Source organism: Pseudolysinimonas sp., from assembly GCF_044239695.1.
Classification (GTDB): Bacteria; Actinomycetota; Actinomycetes; order Actinomycetales; family Microbacteriaceae; genus Pseudolysinimonas_A.
Genome location: NZ_JBIIAW010000013.1, coordinates 1 through 17,974 on the forward strand (window position 1 = coordinate 1; position 17,974 = coordinate 17,974).

At 69.4% G+C, this 17,974-nt stretch carries 17 protein-coding genes and 1 tRNA gene; 6 read left to right on the forward strand and 12 right to left on the reverse strand.

The genetic code is table 11. The features are described 5' to 3' along the window. Positions 1 to 64: 64 nt before the first annotated feature. A complete protein-coding gene (locus tag ACILQS_RS03600; protein WP_395638733.1) occupies positions 65 to 2,563 on the reverse strand; it encodes an MMPL family transporter in 2,499 nt (832 codons plus the stop codon). A gap of 161 nt (positions 2,564 to 2,724) precedes the next feature. Between ACILQS_RS03600 and ACILQS_RS03605 the strand changes: the two genes are divergently transcribed. Further along, positions 2,725 to 3,336: a TetR/AcrR family transcriptional regulator gene (locus ACILQS_RS03605; RefSeq protein ID WP_395638734.1), complete on the forward strand. Its 612-nt coding sequence runs from the start codon at positions 2,725 to 2,727 to the stop codon at positions 3,334 to 3,336. On the opposite strand, the gene ACILQS_RS03610 is transcribed toward ACILQS_RS03605, so the two are convergent. Beyond that, positions 3,290 to 4,276, reverse strand: coding sequence for a PHP domain-containing protein (locus tag ACILQS_RS03610; RefSeq protein WP_395638735.1), 987 nt, complete (start codon positions 4,274 to 4,276; stop codon positions 3,290 to 3,292). The genes ACILQS_RS03605 and ACILQS_RS03610 overlap by 47 nt on opposite strands. A 45-nt stretch (positions 4,277 to 4,321) precedes the next feature. On the opposite strand from ACILQS_RS03610, the gene ACILQS_RS03615 reads away from it, so the two are divergent. Further along, positions 4,322 to 4,402 (forward strand) — tRNA-Leu (locus ACILQS_RS03615). Between the two features lie 190 nt (positions 4,403 to 4,592). Here ACILQS_RS03615 and ACILQS_RS03620 read toward each other — a convergent pair. Continuing rightward, positions 4,593 to 6,368: an RNA-binding domain-containing protein gene (locus ACILQS_RS03620; RefSeq protein WP_395638736.1), complete on the reverse strand. Its 1,776-nt coding sequence runs from the start codon at positions 6,366 to 6,368 to the stop codon at positions 4,593 to 4,595. Positions 6,369 to 6,656: 288 nt separating this feature from the next. Here ACILQS_RS03620 and ACILQS_RS03625 point away from each other — a divergent pair, with 288 nt between their 5' ends. Beyond that, the gene (locus ACILQS_RS03625) at positions 6,657 to 7,091 is read left to right on the forward strand and encodes a hypothetical protein (protein WP_395638737.1); all 435 of its coding nucleotides are present in this window, start codon (positions 6,657 to 6,659) and stop codon (positions 7,089 to 7,091) included. Continuing rightward, positions 7,088 to 7,519 carry a hypothetical protein gene (locus ACILQS_RS03630; protein WP_395638738.1) on the forward strand — a complete coding sequence of 144 codons (432 nt, stop codon included), beginning with the start codon at positions 7,088 to 7,090 and terminating at the stop codon, positions 7,517 to 7,519. The genes ACILQS_RS03625 and ACILQS_RS03630 overlap by 4 nt, the downstream gene beginning before the upstream one ends. 106 nt (positions 7,520 to 7,625) lie before the next feature. Here the strand turns inward: ACILQS_RS03630 and ACILQS_RS03635 are convergent, their stop codons facing one another. Both ACILQS_RS03635 and ACILQS_RS03640 read right to left on the reverse strand, forming a co-directional pair. After that, positions 7,626 to 9,305, reverse strand: a complete 1,680-nt coding sequence (locus ACILQS_RS03635) for an ABC1 kinase family protein (protein WP_395638739.1) — start codon at positions 9,303 to 9,305, stop codon at positions 7,626 to 7,628. 5 nt (positions 9,306 to 9,310) lie between these two features. Next, on the reverse strand, positions 9,311 to 9,835 hold the full coding sequence (locus tag ACILQS_RS03640) for a PadR family transcriptional regulator (RefSeq protein ID WP_395638740.1): 525 nt from the start codon (positions 9,833 to 9,835) through the stop codon (positions 9,311 to 9,313). 120 nt (positions 9,836 to 9,955) lie between these two features. Here ACILQS_RS03640 and ACILQS_RS03645 point away from each other — a divergent pair, with 120 nt between their 5' ends. After that, positions 9,956 to 10,600 carry an SAM-dependent methyltransferase gene (locus ACILQS_RS03645; RefSeq protein ID WP_395638741.1) on the forward strand — a complete coding sequence of 215 codons (645 nt, stop codon included), beginning with the start codon at positions 9,956 to 9,958 and terminating at the stop codon, positions 10,598 to 10,600. Between the two features lie 66 nt (positions 10,601 to 10,666). Here ACILQS_RS03645 and ACILQS_RS03650 read toward each other — a convergent pair whose 3' ends face one another. Beyond that, positions 10,667 to 11,995 carry a phenylacetate--CoA ligase family protein gene (locus ACILQS_RS03650; protein ID WP_395638742.1) on the reverse strand — a complete coding sequence of 443 codons (1,329 nt, stop codon included), beginning with the start codon at positions 11,993 to 11,995 and terminating at the stop codon, positions 10,667 to 10,669. 138 nt (positions 11,996 to 12,133) lie between these two features. On the opposite strand from ACILQS_RS03650, the gene ACILQS_RS03655 reads away from it, so the two are divergent. Then, positions 12,134 to 12,907, forward strand: a complete 774-nt coding sequence (locus ACILQS_RS03655) for a DedA family protein (RefSeq protein WP_395638743.1) — start codon at positions 12,134 to 12,136, stop codon at positions 12,905 to 12,907. Positions 12,908 to 12,919: 12 nt separating this feature from the next. On the opposite strand, the gene ACILQS_RS03660 is transcribed toward ACILQS_RS03655, so the two are convergent. From ACILQS_RS03660 to murI, 6 genes are read right to left on the reverse strand one after another with little or no spacing between them, the layout of a single operon-like run. Continuing rightward, positions 12,920 to 14,176: an Nramp family divalent metal transporter gene (locus ACILQS_RS03660; RefSeq protein ID WP_395638744.1), complete on the reverse strand. Its 1,257-nt coding sequence runs from the start codon at positions 14,174 to 14,176 to the stop codon at positions 12,920 to 12,922. Positions 14,177 to 14,231: 55 nt separating this feature from the next. Continuing rightward, positions 14,232 to 14,858 carry a metal-dependent transcriptional regulator gene (locus ACILQS_RS03665; protein WP_395638774.1) on the reverse strand — a complete coding sequence of 209 codons (627 nt, stop codon included), beginning with the start codon at positions 14,856 to 14,858 and terminating at the stop codon, positions 14,232 to 14,234. Further along, positions 14,851 to 15,765 (reverse strand): cation diffusion facilitator family transporter, encoded by a 915-nt coding sequence (locus ACILQS_RS03670; RefSeq protein WP_395638745.1) that lies wholly within the window; start codon positions 15,763 to 15,765, stop codon positions 14,851 to 14,853. Before ACILQS_RS03670 ends, ACILQS_RS03665 begins: the two co-directional genes overlap by 8 nt. A 58-nt stretch (positions 15,766 to 15,823) precedes the next feature. Further along, positions 15,824 to 16,402: an RdgB/HAM1 family non-canonical purine NTP pyrophosphatase gene (gene rdgB / locus ACILQS_RS03675; RefSeq protein WP_395638746.1), complete on the reverse strand. Its 579-nt coding sequence runs from the start codon at positions 16,400 to 16,402 to the stop codon at positions 15,824 to 15,826. Beyond that, positions 16,399 to 17,133 carry a ribonuclease PH gene (gene rph / locus ACILQS_RS03680; RefSeq protein ID WP_395638747.1) on the reverse strand — a complete coding sequence of 245 codons (735 nt, stop codon included), beginning with the start codon at positions 17,131 to 17,133 and terminating at the stop codon, positions 16,399 to 16,401. The genes rdgB and rph overlap by 4 nt, the downstream gene beginning before the upstream one ends. After that, entirely contained in the window at positions 17,130 to 17,972 is an 843-nt protein-coding gene (murI, locus tag ACILQS_RS03685; protein ID WP_395638748.1) for a glutamate racemase, read from the reverse strand. Before murI ends, rph begins: the two co-directional genes overlap by 4 nt. Between the last annotated feature and the right edge of the window lie 2 nt (positions 17,973 to 17,974).

Here is a 17,974-nt window from a genome sequence, read left to right on the forward strand (position 1 = left end):
GATCGGGGTAGGGGTCCCCGCTCCTTCGGCTCGGCGGACGGATGCCGCCTCCGCCCCCGTGCGACTAGGGGCGGCGAACCGGAGTGCGCGAGCCCGAGGTCCCCCCGCGACGCGGCCCCACGGGCACCGCGTGCACGCCGGCCGGCAGCGCGGGACGCTCGAGCGAGGCGCCCTCGACATCCACATCGGGCAGGATGCGGTCGAGCCACTTCGGCAGCCACCAGGCCGCGCGGCCGAGCAGGTGCATGAGCGCGGGCATGAGCAGCAGTCGCACCACGAAGGCGTCGAACAGCACGCCGACCGCCATCCCGAACCCGAGGGGCCGGATCATCGCGAGGTGGCTGAAGACGAAGCCGCCGAACACCGAGATCATGATGATCGCGGCGGCGATGACGACGGCGCGCGCGCCCTGCACGCCGGCGACGACGGCGGTGCGGGCCGGCATCCCGTGTACGAATGCTTCGCGCATGCCCGAGCCGATGAAGAGCTGGTAGTCCATCGCGAGGCCGAAGAGCACGCCGGTGAGGATGATCGGGGCGAAGTTCAGCACCGGCCCCGGGTCGTGCACGCCGAACACCTCGCCGAGCCAGCCCCACTGGTAGATCGCGGTGACGGCGCCGAGGGCGGCGAACAGCGACAGCAGGAATCCGCCGGTGGCGATGAGCGGCACGAGGATCGACCGGAACACGAGCACCAGGATGAGCAGCGACAGTCCGATCACGATCGCCAGGTACAGCGGAAGCGCCTCGGCGATCGTCTGCGAGATGTCGATGTTGCCGCTCGCGGCCCCGGCGACGCCGAGCTCGATCGTGCCGTAGTCGGCGGTCTCGAGCGGCGACAGGGCCCGCAGCGCGCCGACGAGCTCCTCGGTCGAGACGCTCGACGGGCCGTCGCTCGGTACGACGCGGAAGGCGAGCAGTTCGCCGTCCTCGGCGACCCCGGCCGGCGACACCGCGACGACGTCGTCCTGCGCCATGAGCACGTCTTCGATCTGCACCTGCAGCGCGAGCACGGCGTTCTGATCGTCGGCGTCGATCGCCGTCTCGGGCTCCGCGACGACGACGAGGGTGCCGTTGGTGCCGGCCCCGAACTCGTCGGCGACGATCGAGTAGGCGCGGTACTGCGTGGAGTCCTCGGGTTCGCTCGACCCGTCGGGCAGGCCGAGGCGCAGCGACAGTGCGGGGATCGCGGCGACCAGCAGGATGCCGACGGCCGCGACGACCGCGACGATGGCGCGCCAGGTCGGCATCGGCTTCGGAGCCTTCGCGACGTGGTCGGGGTGACCGATCTTCGCCCGCGCGCGCTTGCTGAGCACGCGCATCCCGACGAGGCGCAAGAGCGCGGGGGTGAAGGTGACGGCGACGAGCACCGCGATCAGCACGCACGCGGCGGCGACGGTGCCCATGACTCCGAGGAACGGGATGCCGGTGACGTTGAGCGCGAGCAGCGCGATGACGACGGTGGCGCCGGCGAAGACGACGGCGTTGCCGGCGGTGCCGTTCGCGAGGGCGATGGAGGCGTTCACCTCGGCGCCGTCGCGCAACTGCCGACGGTGCCGGTTGACGATGAACAGCGTGTAGTCGATGCCGACGGCGAGGCCGAGCATGACGCCGAGCACCGGGGTGACGGAGGCCATCTCGACGACCCCTGAGAAGGCGAGCGAGCCGGCGACGCCGACCCCGACGCCCATGATCGACGAGACGAGCGGCAGCGAGGCCGGGATGAGCGCCCCGAGCATCACGACGAGCACGAGGGCGGCGGCGAGCAGGCCGATGACCTCGCCGATTCCGAGGATGCCTTCCAGGTTGTTCGCGATCTCACTGGAGTAGTCGACGGTGACGCCGTCGATGTCGGCGCCTTCGAGTTCGGCGGCGACGGCTTCCTTCACCTCGGGGGCGAGGTCGGTGAGGGTGTCGTCGAAGACGATCGCGGCGACCGCGGTCGCGCCGTCGGTGCTGACGGTGCGGATCTCGCTCGCGTAGTCGAAGAGCGTGGTGGCGAGATCGAGCTGCTCCTGCTGCGTCGCGAGTTCGGCGCGCCCGTCGTCGATCTGCGCCTGCTGGTCGGCGAACTGCGCGGCGAGCGCGTCGGCGGCGCCGGCCGCTTCGGCCTGGGCGCGCGCGGCATCCAGCTGGGCCTGCCCGGCGTCGAGCTGCGCGCGGCCCTGCTCGAGCTGCGTGGCGCCGTCGGCGAGCTGCTGCTCGGTGTCGGTCTGCTGTTCGAGGGTCGTGAACGGGTCGACCACGGTCGAGACGCCGTCGAGGTCGCCGATCGTCGCGAGCACCTCGCTGATCTCGGCCTGCTGGTCGGCGGTGAGCGCCGCATCCCCGTCGGTCTGGAAGACGACCGTTCCGACCGCCCCGCCGACGCCGTCGAGCTCGGTGCTGAGCTTGTCGGTGACCTGCTGGGTCGGGGTGTTCGGGATGCTGAACCCGCTCGCGAGCGCTCCCCCGCTGAACAGGTAGGCACCGCCGGCGGCGGCGAGCGCGACCACCCAGGCGATGATGACGAGCCAGGGGCGTCGAGTGGAGAAGGAGCCGAGCCGAGCGAGCAGTCGAGCCACGGAAGAGCCTTTCGAACAGGAGGTGCAGGATGTGGGACGCACGTCGTCGGGCTCGCTCGAGATTATCCGACACCTGTTGGAAAACGGACGATTGTCGGAGAACTCGCAGGTAACGGAGAGGGAACCCGACGTGTCCGGGGTACGGCTGCCAGACTCGGACTGTGGACCCCCGCATCGCGCGCACTCGCCAGAGCCTGCAACAGGCCCTGTTCGACCTCGCGCGCGAGCGCGGACTCGACGAGATCTCGGTCGCCGACATCGCCGAACGCGCCGGGGTGAACCGCAGCAGCTTCTACCAGCACTACGCCGACAAAGACACATTGCTTGCGGACGCGATCGATGCGGTCGCGGAAGTGGCGGGCGCCGACCTGCCCGTCTTCCGCGAGATCACGCCCGAGCCGCCGCCGATCCTGATCGGCTACCTCAAGCACATCGAAGAGAACGCCGCCGTCTACGCGAGAGTCTTCGGCAGCCACGGCTCCCCCGTCGCAGTCGCCCGCCTTCGGTCACGCGTGCTCGCGATCGCCTCCGCCGCCGTAGCCACGGTCGAGGCGCCGCCGCTCGACGACATCCCGGCCGAGGTTCGTGCCGCAGGGCTCACCGGCTCCGTGCTCGGCGTGCTCGAAGCCTGGCTCGCACAGGATCCGCGTCCACCCGTCGAGACGGCGGTGTCCTGGATGTGGCGGATGCTGCTCGGTCCCGTCGGCGCCGAACTCGCCGACGCGGCTACCGACCCGTCCACTCCAGCAGGTCGGCGAGCGGCCACGTCGTGACGATACGTTCCGCTGGAACCCCCATCCGCTCGGCCCGCTCCGCACCGTAGTCGAGCAGCGACAGCTGCCCGGGTGCGTGCGCGTCGGAGTCGATCGAGAACAGGCACCCGGCGTCCAGCGCCAGTTGGATGAGCTCGTCGGGCGGATCCTGCCGCTCGGGGCGCGAGTTGATCTCGACGGCCACCCGGCGCTCGGCGCACTCCGCGAACACCGCCGCGGCGTCGAACGTCGAGCCGGGTCGCTTGCCCCGCGATCCTTCGACCAGCCGCCCGGTCACGTGCCCGAGCACGTCGGTGTGCGGGTTGCGGATGGCGCCCAGCATCCGCTTCGTCATCTCGCGCGGGTCGGACTTCAACTTGCTGTGCACGCTCGCGACGACGACATCCAGCTTCCCCAGCATTTCGTCGGTCTGGTCGAGCGAGCCGTCTTCATGGATGTCGACCTCGATGCCCTTCAGCAGGGTGAAGCGGTCGTCGCGGAATCCTTCGACGATCCCAAGCTGCTCGGTGAGCCGCTCGACCGAGAGGCCGCGCGCGATCGTGAGCCGCGGCGAGTGGTCGGTGAGCGCGAGGTACTCGTGGCCGAGGCGCAGGGCCGCGGCGACCATCGCGTCGATCGGGGTCTGCCCATCGCTCCACTCGGAGTGGGAGTGCAGGTCGCCGCGCAACTTAGCGCGCAGCTCGGAAGGCTTGGGTCCGTTGTCGGCGCGCAGCCGCGCGAGGTAGTCGGGCACGTCGCCGGCGAGCGCCTGCTGGATGACCTTGAACGTGGAATCCCCGATGCCCGGCACCGCCTTCAGCCGCACCGAGTCGGTGAGGATGGCGGGGTCGAGATCGGCGATCGCGGCACCCGCCGTGCGGAACGCCTTCGACTTGTACCGGGACGACCGCTCGCGCTCGAGCAGGTAGGCGATCTCGGTGAGCGCGTCGAGGGGATCCACTCGCCCAGTCTGTCGCGGCGGCTTCGTAGACTGAAGCCGCTCCTCGCGGGAGTGGTGAAATGGTAGACACGCAGGATTTAGGTTCCTGTGTCGAAAGACGTGTGGGTTCGAGTCCCACCTTCCGCACGCGACGTCGACCCGCCTCTGCGGGGCGGCGGCACGTGCGCACGGTGGGCGAGACCGCGCACCGGGGTCCCCGCCGCGCCGGTTCCGACGCGGCGCGCAACGACGTGGCGGTCGTGCCGGTGGGGCGGGGTTCGAGTCCCACCTTCCGCACGAACGATGGGACGTCGCGCTGGCCCAGCCCTGGGTCGGGCTACTCGATTGGGCCGAAGTCCAACTCCTGGAGCGTGATAAGTGGCACAGTCGGCGACGGCGGGAGGGGCCTCGACTCGCCCTTCCGCGATGGGAATTTCGGACCGGCTCCGTACTTGACCCCCGGTCCCCGCGCTTGCTCGGAGATTCGCATAAGTACTTCGCGTCCGACGAGATCCCGAAGGAGGTCTCGTGCGGCGTAGACGTCCACGTCGAACATGCGCTGCACGGCGGCATTATTGATCGACCCGTACTCTCGCACGTGCGCGTAGACCTTCCGATCGCTGTCAGCTTTTGGTCGAGACTGGTAGGAGAGGGCCGGCCCTAGGGCGGCGATGGCGGCAGCGCGAAGTCGATAATCAGGATGCCGGCGACCCACTGAACGGGGCGTTGGCTCGACGAGTTCAGCGACGCCTTGCGAGAGCCGGGCGAGCACGGCCTGCGCTGTCTCGGCGTCACGCTGGACGACCGAAGAGAGCTGTTCGGCGTTGATCGTGCGCCGACTCGCTAAAGTCGCCACGACGAGGAGAGCATCCGTATCCTCTTGCTCGCTTTCTGGGAGCGTAGCGATGAACTTGGCGATCCGCGCGTTAGGCGGGCCACCCATGAAACGGACCGACGTTTCAGGTTCACGGCCCTCCACCACTTCGACGGTCGGCGCCGCTCTCCCGCTCCGAATCATCTCGCGGTACATGCGGTCAACTCCCTGCCCCCATTTTTCTGCGAGCCCGCAGGCCCGCATCGCCTCCGCGAGTGCCGGGAATCGTGCCTTGGGTGGGTGAGTGAGAATGTTTGTCGGCGAGATCCCAGCGACAAGCGGGCCAGGGGATCGAACAGTAAGCAACTCCGGCGAGTGCTCGATGTATACGGGTCGTCGCTCGCGGTGGTCACCGTGCATGAGCGCGTTGGCGAGGGCTTCACGGATCGCCGCCTGCGGGTAGTCCTGGATCTGTATCTGCTGACCCGAGGGGAGGTTGACGGGGGTCGAGTCGATGCGTGCCTCGATCATTGCTCTCGCTTCAACGAACGCGACGAGGAGCGGGGTGGTCCAGCGACGTCCGGCGCGCACCTCCCCACCAGCGGACTCTCGGTACTGATACACGAGGAGTTCTTCGCCTCCCCGCGGGGCGCAGAGCATGATCTCCCCAGCACGGTTGAGGTTTCCGTTATCGAGACACAACGACATCGACCGAAGCAGGTCGACGGTCGACATCTGGTTCACATCACGTGGTGCAGCTGGCGCGCCCCGAACCAAGGAACGCAGTAGTAGCTCCGCACCGGGCTCGATATCTGTGCTCGGCCGGCCGCTGTCGACCGCACTCCAGTCGGAACCGCGACGATCTTCGTGCAGCCGGCTGACGTCAGAGGGCGTCATCTGCAAGCACTGGGCCTCGAACCTACGGGTAGGAACTTTGCCTCGTACCTGGTAAACGTCTAGGCCCTCCTGCACGACGATCTCCAGAAGCCGCGCCTCCTCGAACCGGAGCACTCGCGCCACGACATCAAGAGGTGGCTCGGTCAGCTCATAGATGCGCTGCCGAAGCGCTGACGGCTCCATCTCCGTCCCTAGCAGAGCATCGGAACCCGCGACCTTGTCGGCGACCCCCAGCACGACAATCCCACCCTGGCCATTCGCGAAGCAGACGGCCGCGTCGGCAATGTCTCGAGCCGTGTCATCGCGGGAGTGCGACTCCCTCTTGAAATCGAGTCGTTCGGTCTCGAGATCGTGCGCCGTCGATCCGTCAAGAATCCGTTGCAGAGCTTCTTTGGTTCTCATCTTCGCCTATATGGGGAAAGTGCAAACTTGCAGTTTCCCCATACTACGGCTAGACCCAGCGGAGACGGCAGAGCTGTCGTACCCGCGGTGCGCCTGCCGGATCTAGGACGTGTCGGACCCGCCAACGTCGGCGCCGAACTTGTCGCTGGATAGGCGCGTGAGACGACCTATCCACAGGGTGATTTCCGGTCCGCTTTCGCGGTGCCGTTCGTGAGAGCGTTCAGTCGTGGGAGCGCGAAACGGGCGTGCGGTGCTGGCAGGCCTCGAAGTCGGTAGGCTGCGGTGCTTATGGCCGACAAGCATGCGCGCGGGCGAGCCCTCGATAGCGCTCGAGCGGCCAAGAAAGTTTCAGCGCAGGAAACAGAGAAGCTGAAGTGGCTTCCGCCAAAGAGGGAGGACTGCGACCGCACTGACACGATTCCGATGCCGATCTCGGCGACGACTCGTATCGTGCAAGTGCTGTCGTATGTGAGGAACAAGATCGTCTACTACGCCATGACACATGAGGTATTCGACTCTGGTGACTGGCGCAAAGTGGTCCGCATCGACTGTTCCCACGGCACGGTTCACGTTCACCACTTCACTAGAACTGGGGTCAAGATCGGGGAGCCGACGCAGATGGAGTCGCTACACTCCGAGGAAGACGTACCACGCACATACGAAGACTCCTACAACCACATCCTCGACAACGTAGAAGAGCACGAAAGACGGTGGCGTCAATGATCGCCAAGATCACCGACGAAGAGCGGCGCCGGGAACTTGCCCGGCGCGTCATGCGCGACATCGCACTCAACGGCCGCGGCGATCAGCTAGTGACGGCCGCCGACGGCACTAAGCCCGTGATCTTCGCACTCGATCACGAACTGATGTCGGTTGTAATGCACCGCGCTCAGCAAGTGGGTGGCTGCGTCAACATGTTCGTCGAAGCCAGGGGCAATCGGATACTCCTCGCCGCTATCGAAGACATGCCCGTTGGCACACCGCGGCATAGCGATCACTTCGGCCCTGACGACCTTCACCAGGATGTCCGAGTCGGGATGTTCATGGAGTATGTGATGAGCAAAGGTGAAGCGATAAGTATCGCCGTGAGGCTCCCCGCGCAGAGTGCTGGAGTCGGCAATGTGCGCGAGCTGGATGGCGTTTCGGCCTGAGTGGGAAGATCTGACGCCTAGTGACCGCGATCATCCTTTGAGCCCGCTTCGTCGTACCACGCTGCTCGTCTCGTCGACCGATCACCATCACTTGACGAGCGAGGAGTCACCTGCGACGCGGGATAGTCGCGATCAGCCCGGGCACCACGGAGACACCGATCAGCACCCACGACAGCACCACGTCGTCGGCACGTAGCAGCACCCCGCCGAGCAGCAGCGCCGCGAAGACGATCGCCGCAGCGACCCGCCCGACGGCGTTCTCGACGCCTCGGATGCGGCGCTCGACATCGGGGGCGCGCACGGCGACCTGGCCGCGGTCGATGCGATCGGCGAGGGCATCCAGTCGTCCAGGCAGCCGCGCGAGCGTCGACGCGAGGGTGACCGCCTGTCGGCCGAGGCCGCGAAGCGCGCCCGCGCCGGCGCCAGAGGTGAGGGTGCGCGCGAACGGGTCGACGGCATCCCACATGTTGAAGTCGCGGTCGAGGGCGCTCGTCACGCCGGAGATGAGCGAGATGGTGCGCAGCAGCAGCAGGAAGCTCTTCGGCAGCTGGAACGGCAGGCTGCGGATCGTCTCGCCGAAACGCACGGCGAACCGTTCGAACTCGCGCGGGTCGATGCGCTGCAGCTCGGCGACGCCCATCCCGCCGTAGCGGCCGAACAGTTCGCTCATCGCCTGCTCGAGCTGCGTCGTATCGGCTCCCGGGAGCAGCACGCCGAGGCGCTCGATCGCGCTCACGAGTCCGCGCCCGTCGCGCGCGACCACCGCGAGCAGGAAGGTGACGAGACCGTCGCGGAGGTCGTCGGAGATCTCGCCCATCATCCCGAAGTCGATGAAGGTGAGTCGCCAGGGGGCGCCGTCGACGCCGGGGGTGACGAAGATGTTGCCGGGATGAGGGTCGGCGTGGAAGAAGCCGTTCACGAACATCTGCTGGAACGTGACGCGCGCGAGTTCCGCCGACACCTCGCCGGGATCGATGCCGGCCGCGACGAGGGCCGGGGCGTCGGTGATCTTGATCGCGGTGACGTCGGACAGCGTGAGCACGCGCAGGCTCGACCGTTCCCAGACGATGGTCGGCGTGCCGACCCGGTCGTCGTCGGCGAAGTCGGCCGCGAACCGTTCGGCGTTCGCGGCTTCGTTGAGGTAGTCGATCTCTTCGAGACTCGTCGTCGCGAACTCCTCGACGAGGGCCGGGGCGTCGGCGCGCTTCGAGACGAACTTCACCCGCGACACCCAGCCGGCGATCTTGCGCAGCGCGGCGAGGTCGACGTCGACGATCTCGCCGATGCCGGGACGCTGCACCTTGAGCACGACATCGGTGAACCCGAACTCCTCGGCCAGCAGCGGCGACAGACGGGCGCGGTGCGCCTGACCGAGCGAGGCGGCGGCGATGGGCTGCTCCTCGACGGTCGCGAAGGCGAGGGCGAGCGGCATCCCGAGTTCCGCTTCGGCGAGCGCGCGGATGCCGGCGAACGGCTCGGCCGGCACCTCGTCCTGAAGCCCCTCGAGTTCGCGGGTGATCTCGGGCGGCAGCACGTCGAGGCGCGACGACATGAACTGGCCGACCTTGATCATCAGCCCGCCGAGTTCGAGGGCGAGGGCGTGGAAGCGGCGGGCCAGCTTCTGCAGTCGGGCGACGCGTCCGCGGGCGGCGAAGCGTCGCAGGCCGAGGCGCGGCAAGACGAGTTCGAACCACCACGCCTGAGCCAAGGCGCGCGCGGCGAACCGCAGGATGCGGCGGTAGCGTGCGCGAGCGGCCCCGGCGCGAGGCGGGGCGGCAGCCGGCATCCCGGTCAGCTCTCGGCGAGGATCGCGTACAGCTTGCGCCGCGCCTCGTCGATGACCGCGACGGCCTGGTCGGTCTGCTCGGGCGTCGCGCCGTGCGCGAACTGGGTGAGCGTGTGCGCAAGCTTCGCGCCGGAGGTCGACAGCGCCTTCACGCCCTCGACGTCGCGCGCCATGCGGCTCTCCCACGGCGGGGTGGCGGCGGAGGACTCGTCGGCGACCGCGCGGCCGGCATCGGTGAGCGAGTAGACCTTCCGCTCGGCGACCTGCTCGGCCGTGACGAGTCCCTCGTCGGCGAGCAGCTGCAGCGTCGGGTACACCGATCCCGGGCTCAGCTTCCAGGTGCCGCCGGAGCGCGCCTCGACGGCCTGGATGATCTGGTAGCCGTGCATCGGCGCTTCGGTGAGCGCGGTGAGGATCGCGGTGCGCACGTCACCGCGGGCCATGCGGCCGGGCATCCGCGGGGCGAAGGAGTCGCGCAGGTTCTCGACGGTCTCCCAGAGGTCGAAGCCGGACGATGAGGTCGTGCGCATGAGGTTCTCCTTCGCGGTCGGGCACCCGGATGAGCGCCGAACGATACCTGACGATACATCGTTCACCTGGGTGTGCGCCGGAGCCCGGCGGTGCCGAGCGCGCGCCCCTACCCTCGAAGAATGAGCCACGAGCACGCCGAACCCTCCCCAGTCACCCCCGCCGAGGCCTGGGAGTTCCGCTACGCCGAGGCCCCGCAGCGCTGGTCCGGCAACCCGAACCCGACCCTCGTGGATGTCGTCACCCCTCTCACCCCCGGACGCGCCGTCGACCTCGGGTCGGGCGAAGGGGCCGACGTGATCTGGCTCGCCCGCCAGGGGTGGACGGTGCTCGGCGTCGACATCTCGCCGACCGCCGTCACCCGCGCGCGCGGGGTCGCCGTCGAGGCCGGCGTCGACGACCGGGCGAGCTTCGAGACCCACGACCTCTCCACCTGGGAACCGGACGGCGAGATCGACCTGGTCACGGCATCCTTCTTCCACTCCCGCGAAGAGCTGCCGCGCACCGACATCCTGAAGCGGGTCGCCGCTCACGTCGCCGCGGGCGGCCATCTCGCGATCGTGTCGCATGCGGCACCGCCGCCGTGGTCGGAGCATGCGCACCTCGACGAACTGCTGCTCGACGCCGACGCCGAGGTCGCCGCGCTCGACCTCGGCGACGACTGGGAGGTCGTGCTCGCCGAGCACCGCGAACGTGCCGCGACGGGGCCTGACGGCCACTCGGCCCACCTCGAAGACGTCGCGGTGCTGCTGCGACGGCTTCGATAGGGGCTATTCGCCCGGAAATGCCCCTTCACGCCGAACGATGAGGCCATTTCGGGCAAAAGGCCGAGATCAGGGCACGTACACGAGCGCGTTCTTGTAATCCGACACCGGGATGACTCCGAACCCGACGGGCTCCACGGCGACGCGCACGCGCAACTTCTCTCGCACGGATTCGGCGGCCTCCCGCAGCACCGCCGACGCCTCCGCCGCCGTGACGCCGTCGCGCAGCTCGACCTCGAGCGGGATGTCGTCGTCGAACCGCACCTGCGCGGCGGAGGATTTGCGGATGCGCATCGTGCCCGAGAGCACGGGCGAGGCGACATCGAGCACGACCTCGCGGATCGCCGACGGGTAGACGTTCATCGCCTTGTAGATGAGCATGTCGTCGGTACGGCCGACGCAGCGCATCGTCGGCGCCGTGCGACCGCAGGGGCACGAGACCCCGGTGACGAGCAGCTGGTCGCGCGAGCGGAACCGCACGACGGCGGAGGCTTCGCGCGACAGCGTCGTGTAGACCGCCTCGCCCGTCGCTCCGGGTTCCCACGGCACGTGCGCGAGGGTGTCGGGATCGATCAGCTCGACGAGCACGTCGGGAGCGGCGGTGAAGTGCATCCCGTTACCGACCTCGCACTCCGCCCACATCGCGGGCAGCACGTCGGCGAGACCCATGAACTCCGACACCCGCGTGGCGCCCCAGGCATCCAGCATCCCCTGCCGGATGTGCGGCACCCCGGCTCCGGGCTCACCGCCTGCGATGACGGTGCGTACGCTGAGCGAGGGGGCGGGCACCCCGAGCTCGTCGGTGGTGCGGTCGGCGAAGTGGGTGGCGAAGGATGCCGTCGACACGAGCACGTTCACGGCGAGGCGCTGCATCCCGAACGCCATTCGCGGCGTCGTCTGCCCGCCGATCCAGGCGAGCACTCCCCCGGCTTCGCGGATACCGTCGGCGTAGGGCAGGCCGCCGGCGACGATCGCCATGCCGGTGGTCAGGGCGACGACATCCCCGGGACCGACCCCGGCGGTGCGGTAGGCGTTGCCGATGCGGTCCTTCCAGCGGCCCCAGTCGGTGCGCGTCAGCCCGAAGAAGGTCTGCGCTCCGGTGGTACCCGACGAGGAGGTCACCTGCACGAGGTCGCGGGTCGGGGCGTTCTGGAAGGCGCCGAGCGGGCGGGCGGGCGTGATGTCGGCCTGGGCGGCGCGCAGATCCTCTTTGAGCGTGAACGGCACGTCGAGGAGGTCATCGAGGTGGGCGTAGGTCCGACCGGCAGGGAGTCTCGCCGCCCACGCCTCGTTGGCCGCGAGCCGGTCGAGGAGGCGGCCGAACTCGGCGAGCTGCAGCTGCTGGGTGAGCGCCCACGGGCGAGTGTCGAGCCCGGGATTCCAGAGCGGGTGGGTCACATGGTCTCCTCGTCGAGAGATTTCAGGTTACCTGAATCCTTGCGAGACGGGGGGTTGCCCCCGGGGATTGTCCAGCGCTGACGGCTACGCTGAGCGGAACGTATCCGCCGATCGTTCGCGACCGACGACTGGAGCCCCATGCTCGACCGCATTCCCGCCGCTGCCTCCGGACTCATCCCGTGGCTCGACCCGGCCGCCATCATCCAGGCCGCAGGCCCGTGGGCGCTGCTCGTGGTCTGCCTCATCGTGTTCGCCGAGACGGCGCTTCTGGTGGGCTTCATCCTCCCCGGCGACACGCTGCTGGTGATCACCGGCCTGCTCACCTTCACCGGCACGATGACGGCCTCGCAGGCGGGCATCCTGATCCCGATCTGGCTGGTCTGCCTCAGCATCGCGGTCGCCGCCTTCCTCGGCGGTGAGGTCGGTTATCTCATCGGGCACAAGGCGGGTCCGCGAATCTTCGAGCGCCGCGAGAGCGGTCTGTTCTCGAAGGAGAACGTCATCCGCACCAACAAGTTCTTCGACCGCTTCGGCCCGCTCGCGGTGATCATCGCGCGCTTCGTGCCGGTCGTGCGCACCTTCACCCCCATCGCCGCGGGCGTCGGCCACATGAACTATCGCAAGTACTCCCTCTACAACGCGATCGGCGCCATCATCTGGGGCGGCGGATTGACCTTCGCCGGCTTCCTGCTCGGCTACATCCCGGTTCTGGCCGACTTCGTCACCGAGTACATCGACCTGATCCTGCTCTTCGCCGTCGCCTGCGCGATCGTGCCGACGGCCTATCACTACATCCGCTCGGTGCTGAAGGCGCGCAAGGCCCGCAAGCTCGGACTCGACGGCCCGCTCAGCGACACCGAGGCGATGCCCGACATCTTCGAAGAGGGTCAGACCGGCAAGCCGAAGGCCTGAGTCGGTTCGGGGTCACGCGCCAGTCGCCACCAGCACCAGCAGCGTCACGTTGAGGGTGATCAGCAGCACGGCCGCGATCCCGGCGAGCACCGTCGTCCACCAGCGGTTCACCGACTCCCCCAGCAGGTCGCGCCGCATCGTGAGCCGCACGAGCGGCACGAGCGCGAACGGGATGCCGAACGACAGCACCACCTGACTCAGCACGAGCGCGAGGGTCGGGTCGACGCCGATGATCAGGATGACGAGCGCCGGGATGAGCGTGACGACCCGCCGCACGACGAGCGGGATCTGCACGTGCAGCAGCCCGCTCATGATCTCGGCCCCGGCGTAGGCGCCGACGGAGGTCGACGCGAGGCCGGAGGCCAGCAGCCCGACGGCGAACATCGTGGCGACGATCGGCCCGAGAGCGGAGCCGATCGCCGCGTGCGCGCCCTCGAGGGTGTCGGTGCCCGCCACTCCCTGCAGGGTCGCCGCGGCGAGCAGCAGGATGACGACGTTGACCGTGCCGGCGATCACGAGGGCGACGGTGACGTCGATGCGGGTCGCGCGCAGCACCAGCTGCCGCACGCGACCCTCGGGCACGAAGCCGAACCGATCGCGGGTAAGGGCCGAGTGGGCGTAGATCGCGTGCGGCATGACGGTGGCCCCGAGGATGGAGGCCGCGAGCAGCACCGAGCCGGAGTCCTCGAAGCGCGGCACGAGCCCCTCCACGACCGACCCGCCGTCGACGGGGGCGAAGAGGATGCCGGCGCAGAACCCGACGGCGATGATCACGACGAGCCCGGTGATGACGCGCTCGAACGGCTTCGAGCCCCGACGGCTGTGCAGCAGCAGGAGCAGCATCGAGACGATCCCGGTGATGACGCCGCCGACGAGCAGCGGCAGGTCGAACAGCAGGGAGAGCGCGATCGCTCCGCCGAGCACCTCGGCGACGTCGGTTGCCATCGCGACGAGCTCGGCCTGGATCCAGTACGCGTACCGCCCGGCCTTCGTGCGGAAGCGCTGCCCGAGCAGCCCGGGCAGGCTCTCACCGGTGGCGATGCCGAGCTTGGCGGAGAGGTATTGGATGAGCCACGCCATCGAGTTGCCGAGCACGACGACCCAGACCAACAGGTAGCCGTACTCGGCCCCCGCGCTCATGTTGCTGGCGACGTTGCCCGGGTCGAGGTAGGCGACCCCGGCGACCATCGCGGGCCCGAGCAGCGGCAGGAGCGCGTGCGGACGCGCGGAGGGCGTGGGCGTCGACTTCGACGTGGCCGGTTCAGGCAAGGCAGGATCTTTCGGTCGACCGAATATTTCGGTGGCCCGAAAAATGTAACCCCAGCTAGGCGGTTCGCGCCACCCAGACGTGCCCGGCCACGGCATCCGGAAGCTGCGCGCCCTCGACCACCGAGCCGATCCCGACGCCCTCGGCCGCGAGCAGCCGCAACACGTCGGGGTCGCGGTCGCTGATGCGCAGCACCCGCCCGCGCTCCCCCGCAGCCAGAGCGGAGGCGAGCACGCCGTCGAGCGCGGGCACCGAGCCGTCGGCGGCCGGGATCGGATCGCCGTGCGGATCCGCCGCCGGATGCCCGAGTCGCACGTCGATCGCGTCGAGCAACCGGTCGCTGACGGCGTGCTCAAGCACCTCGGCTTCGTCGTGCACCTCGTCCCAGCCGTACCCGAACTCGCGCACCAGCCAGGTCTCGATGAGCCGGTGCTTGCGCACCATCCTGAGCGCCTCGGCGCGACCCGTGGCGGTGAGCACGATCGTGCCGTACCGCGCGTGCTCGACGAGATTCTGCGCCGTGAGCTTGCGCACCATCTCGGTGACCGACGACGGCGCCAGCCCGAGCCGCGCGGCGAGCTGGGACGACGTCATCGCGTCCGGCTGCCACTCGGTGTGGCTGTAGATGACCTTGAGGTAGTTCTCGGCGACCGTGCTCAGCGACGCCGGCGGCTGCTCAGCGATGAGCCGGCTCCTCGCGCTCGGAGTGCCCGGCGGGCTCCAACTGGAAGGTCGAGTGCTCGACGTCGAAGTGCCCCCTCAGGCACTCCCCGAGCCGCTCGAGCATCGACCCGGCCCGGCCTTCGGCGAACACCGCCTCCTCGCATTCGACGTGCGCGCTGAACACCGGGGCGCCGGAGGTGATCGCCCAGACGTGCACGTCGTGCACCGCGACGACCTCGGGGGTCTCCAGCAGGTGCTCGCGGATCAGGGTGACGTCGGTCTCCCGCGGCGCGGACTCGGTGAGCACCCGCACCACATCGCGCAGCAGCAGCGCCGCGCGCGGCACGATCAGCGCGGCGATGACGAGCGACGCGATGGCGTCCGCGGCGGCGAACCCGGTGGTGAGCAGCACGACCCCGGCGACCACTGCCGCGATCGAGCCGAACAGGTCGCCGAGCACCTCGAGGGTCGCGCCGCGCATGTTCATCGACCGGCGGTCGCCGCCGCGCAGCACGAGGTAGGCGGCGACGTTGGCGAGCAGGCCGATGCCCGCGACGACGAGCATCGGGATGCCGTCCGGCGCGTGCGGATCGGCCTCGGTCAGCCGGCGCACCGCTTCGATCGCGACGACGACCGCGACGACGGTGAGCAGCACCCCGTTGAACAGTGCCGCGAGCACCTCGAGACGTCGGAAGCCGAAGGTGTGCCGGTCGGTCGCGGGACGGGTCGCCCAGACGCTCGCGACGAGCGCGACGAGGAGGCCGATGGCATCGCTGGCCATGTGCCCCGCGTCGGCGAGGAGGGCGAGCGACCCCGACAGCCAGGCGCCGAACACCTCGACGACGAGCACTACGGCGATGATCGCGAAGGCGATCGCCAGGCGCGTGCGGGTCGACGACGCGTGGTCGTGCCCGTGGTCGTGCGCCATGGCATCCATTCTCCCTGCCCGGCCGCGTCCGCGGTGGTGTCGGGAATGGTTGTCGGTCTCAGCCGTGGCGGCGACGCAGCTCCGCGGTGAGAAGCGCGAACGCGCGGAACCGGTGGCTCGCGGCATCCTTCTCGGCGGGGCTCAGCTCGGCGGCGCTGCGGGTCTCGCCGTCGGGGCGGAAGATCGGGTCGTAGCCGAACCCGCCCGCACCCGCGGCTTCCGTGAGCACCGTGCCCGGCCACTCGCCGCGCACGACGTACTCGCCGTCGGCGTCGACGAGGGCGGCGGCGCAGACGAATCGCGCCGCCCGGTTCGGTTCGCCCTCGAGGTCCTGCAGCAGGAGCCGCAGGTTGTCACCGTCGTCGCGGGTTCCGGCGTAGCGCGCGGAGAGGATGCCGGGGGCGCCGTCGAGCGCATCCACGGCGATCCCGGAGTCGTCGGCGAGCGCCGGCAGACCCGTGTGCGCGAACGCCTCCCGCGCCTTGATCAGCGCGTTGCCCTCGAAGGTGTCGGCATCCTCGATCGCGTCGGGACCGTCGTAGGCGACGAGTTCGTGGTCGCCGAGCCGGTCGCCGAGGATGCGGCGCAGCTCGTCGACCTTGTGGGCGTTGTGCGTCGCGAGGACGAACGTCGTCACGACGCCAGCGCCGCCTGCTGGATGCGGGCGAGCTCGGCGTTGCCCGACGTGGCGAGCGCCAGCAGCGCGTCGAGTTCGGCCTTGTCGAACGGCGCGCCCTCCGCGGTGCCCTGCACCTCGATGAACAGTCCCGACCCGGTCATGACGACGTTCATGTCGGTCTGCGCGCGAACGTCCTCGACGTAGGGCAGGTCGAGCATCGGCACTCCGTCGATGATGCCGACGCTGACCGCCGACACCGAACCGATCAGGGCCTTCGCGTTCTTGGCGATGAAGCCCTTCTCGCGGCCCCACTCGACCGCGTCGTGCAGGGCGACGTAGGCGCCGGTGATCGCCGCGGTACGGGTGCCGCCGTCGGCCTGGAGCACGTCGCAGTCGATCACGATCGTGTTCTCGCCGAGCGCCTTCATGTCGATGATCGGCCGCAGCCCGCGGCCGATGAGCCGGGAGATCTCGTGCGTGCGACCGCCGATGCGGCCTTTCACGCTCTCCCGGTCGTTGCGGTCGTTGGTCGCGCGCGGCAGCATCGCGTACTCCGCGGTCACCCAGCCCTTGCCCTTGCCGGTCAGCCAGCGCGGCACCCCGTTGGTGAACGACGCGGTGCAGAGCACCTTGGTGCCGCCGAACGAGATGAGCGCGCTGCCCTCGGCCTGCGAGCTCCAGCCGCGCTCGATCGTGATCGGACGCAACTGGTCGGGGGTGCGGCCGTCGGCGCGGAGGGTGTCGGTCATGTCGTGACTCCTTGAATCGGGATGCTGGCGGTCTCGAACGTCTCGACGTGCGAGACCTCGGGGCCGAGGAAGCGGTGGGCGAGTCTCAGGAATGCCGGCTTGTCGTCACCGGTGCACTCGAAGGCGTGGCGCGGCGGCGCGGGATCGGAGCGCTCGATGCCGAGCGAGACGAGGCGGCCGTAGACATCCGCCGCCGTCTCCTCGGCGCTGGACACCAGGCGCACCGACGGCCCCATGACGTACTGGATGGCGGCCGACATGAGCGGGTAGTGCGTGCAGCCGAGCACGAGGGTGTCGACGCCCGCGTCCTTCAGCGGGGCGAGGTACTCCTCGGCGACGGCGAACAACTCGGGCCCGCTCGTGACGCCCGCCTCGACGAACTCGACGAACCGCGGACACGCGCGGGTGAAGAGCTCGACGTCGGCCGCGGCGAACGCGTCGTCGTACGCGCGGGACTGGATCGTGCCGACCGTGCCGATGACCCCGACCCGCCCGTTGCGGGTCGCGCGCACGGCGGCGCGCACCGCCGGTTGGATGACCTCCACCACCGGGATGCCGAACGCCACCTCGTAACGCTCGCGGGCATCCCGCAGCATCGCCGCGCTCGCGGTGTTGCAGGCGATGACGAGCGCCTTCACGCCCTGGGCCACGAGATCGTCGAGCACCTCGAGGGCGTACGCGCGCACCTCGGCGATCGGCTTCGGACCGTACGGCGAGTGCTTCGTGTCGCCCACGTAGAGGATCGACTCGCGCGGCAGTTGGTCGAGGATCGCCCGGGCCACGGTGAGACCGCCGACGCCGCTGTCGAAGACGCCGATCGGCGCGTCGGTGGCGGGCATCC

Bases quoted from the DNA above. Each gene is read 5' to 3' on its own strand.
- ACILQS_RS03620 (WP_395638736.1), bottom strand. From the start codon at position 6,368: ATGAGAACCAAAGAAGCTCTGCAACGGATTCTTGACGGATCGACGGCG.
- ACILQS_RS03625 (WP_395638737.1), top strand. From the start codon at position 6,657: ATGGCCGACAAGCATGCGCGCGGGCGAGCCCTCGATAGCGCTCGAGCG.
- ACILQS_RS03630 (WP_395638738.1), top strand. From the start codon at position 7,088: ATGATCGCCAAGATCACCGACGAAGAGCGGCGCCGGGAACTTGCCCGG.
- ACILQS_RS03635 (WP_395638739.1), bottom strand. From the start codon at position 9,305: ATGCCGGCTGCCGCCCCGCCTCGCGCCGGGGCCGCTCGCGCACGCTAC.
- ACILQS_RS03640 (WP_395638740.1), bottom strand. From the start codon at position 9,835: ATGCGCACGACCTCATCGTCCGGCTTCGACCTCTGGGAGACCGTCGAG.
- ACILQS_RS03645 (WP_395638741.1), top strand. From the start codon at position 9,956: ATGAGCCACGAGCACGCCGAACCCTCCCCAGTCACCCCCGCCGAGGCC.
- ACILQS_RS03655 (WP_395638743.1), top strand. From the start codon at position 12,134: ATGCTCGACCGCATTCCCGCCGCTGCCTCCGGACTCATCCCGTGGCTC.
- ACILQS_RS03670 (WP_395638745.1), bottom strand. From the start codon at position 15,765: ATGGCGCACGACCACGGGCACGACCACGCGTCGTCGACCCGCACGCGC.
- rph (WP_395638747.1), bottom strand. From the start codon at position 17,133: ATGACCGACACCCTCCGCGCCGACGGCCGCACCCCCGACCAGTTGCGT.
- murI (WP_395638748.1), bottom strand. From the start codon at position 17,972: ATGCCCGCCACCGACGCGCCGATCGGCGTCTTCGACAGCGGCGTCGGC.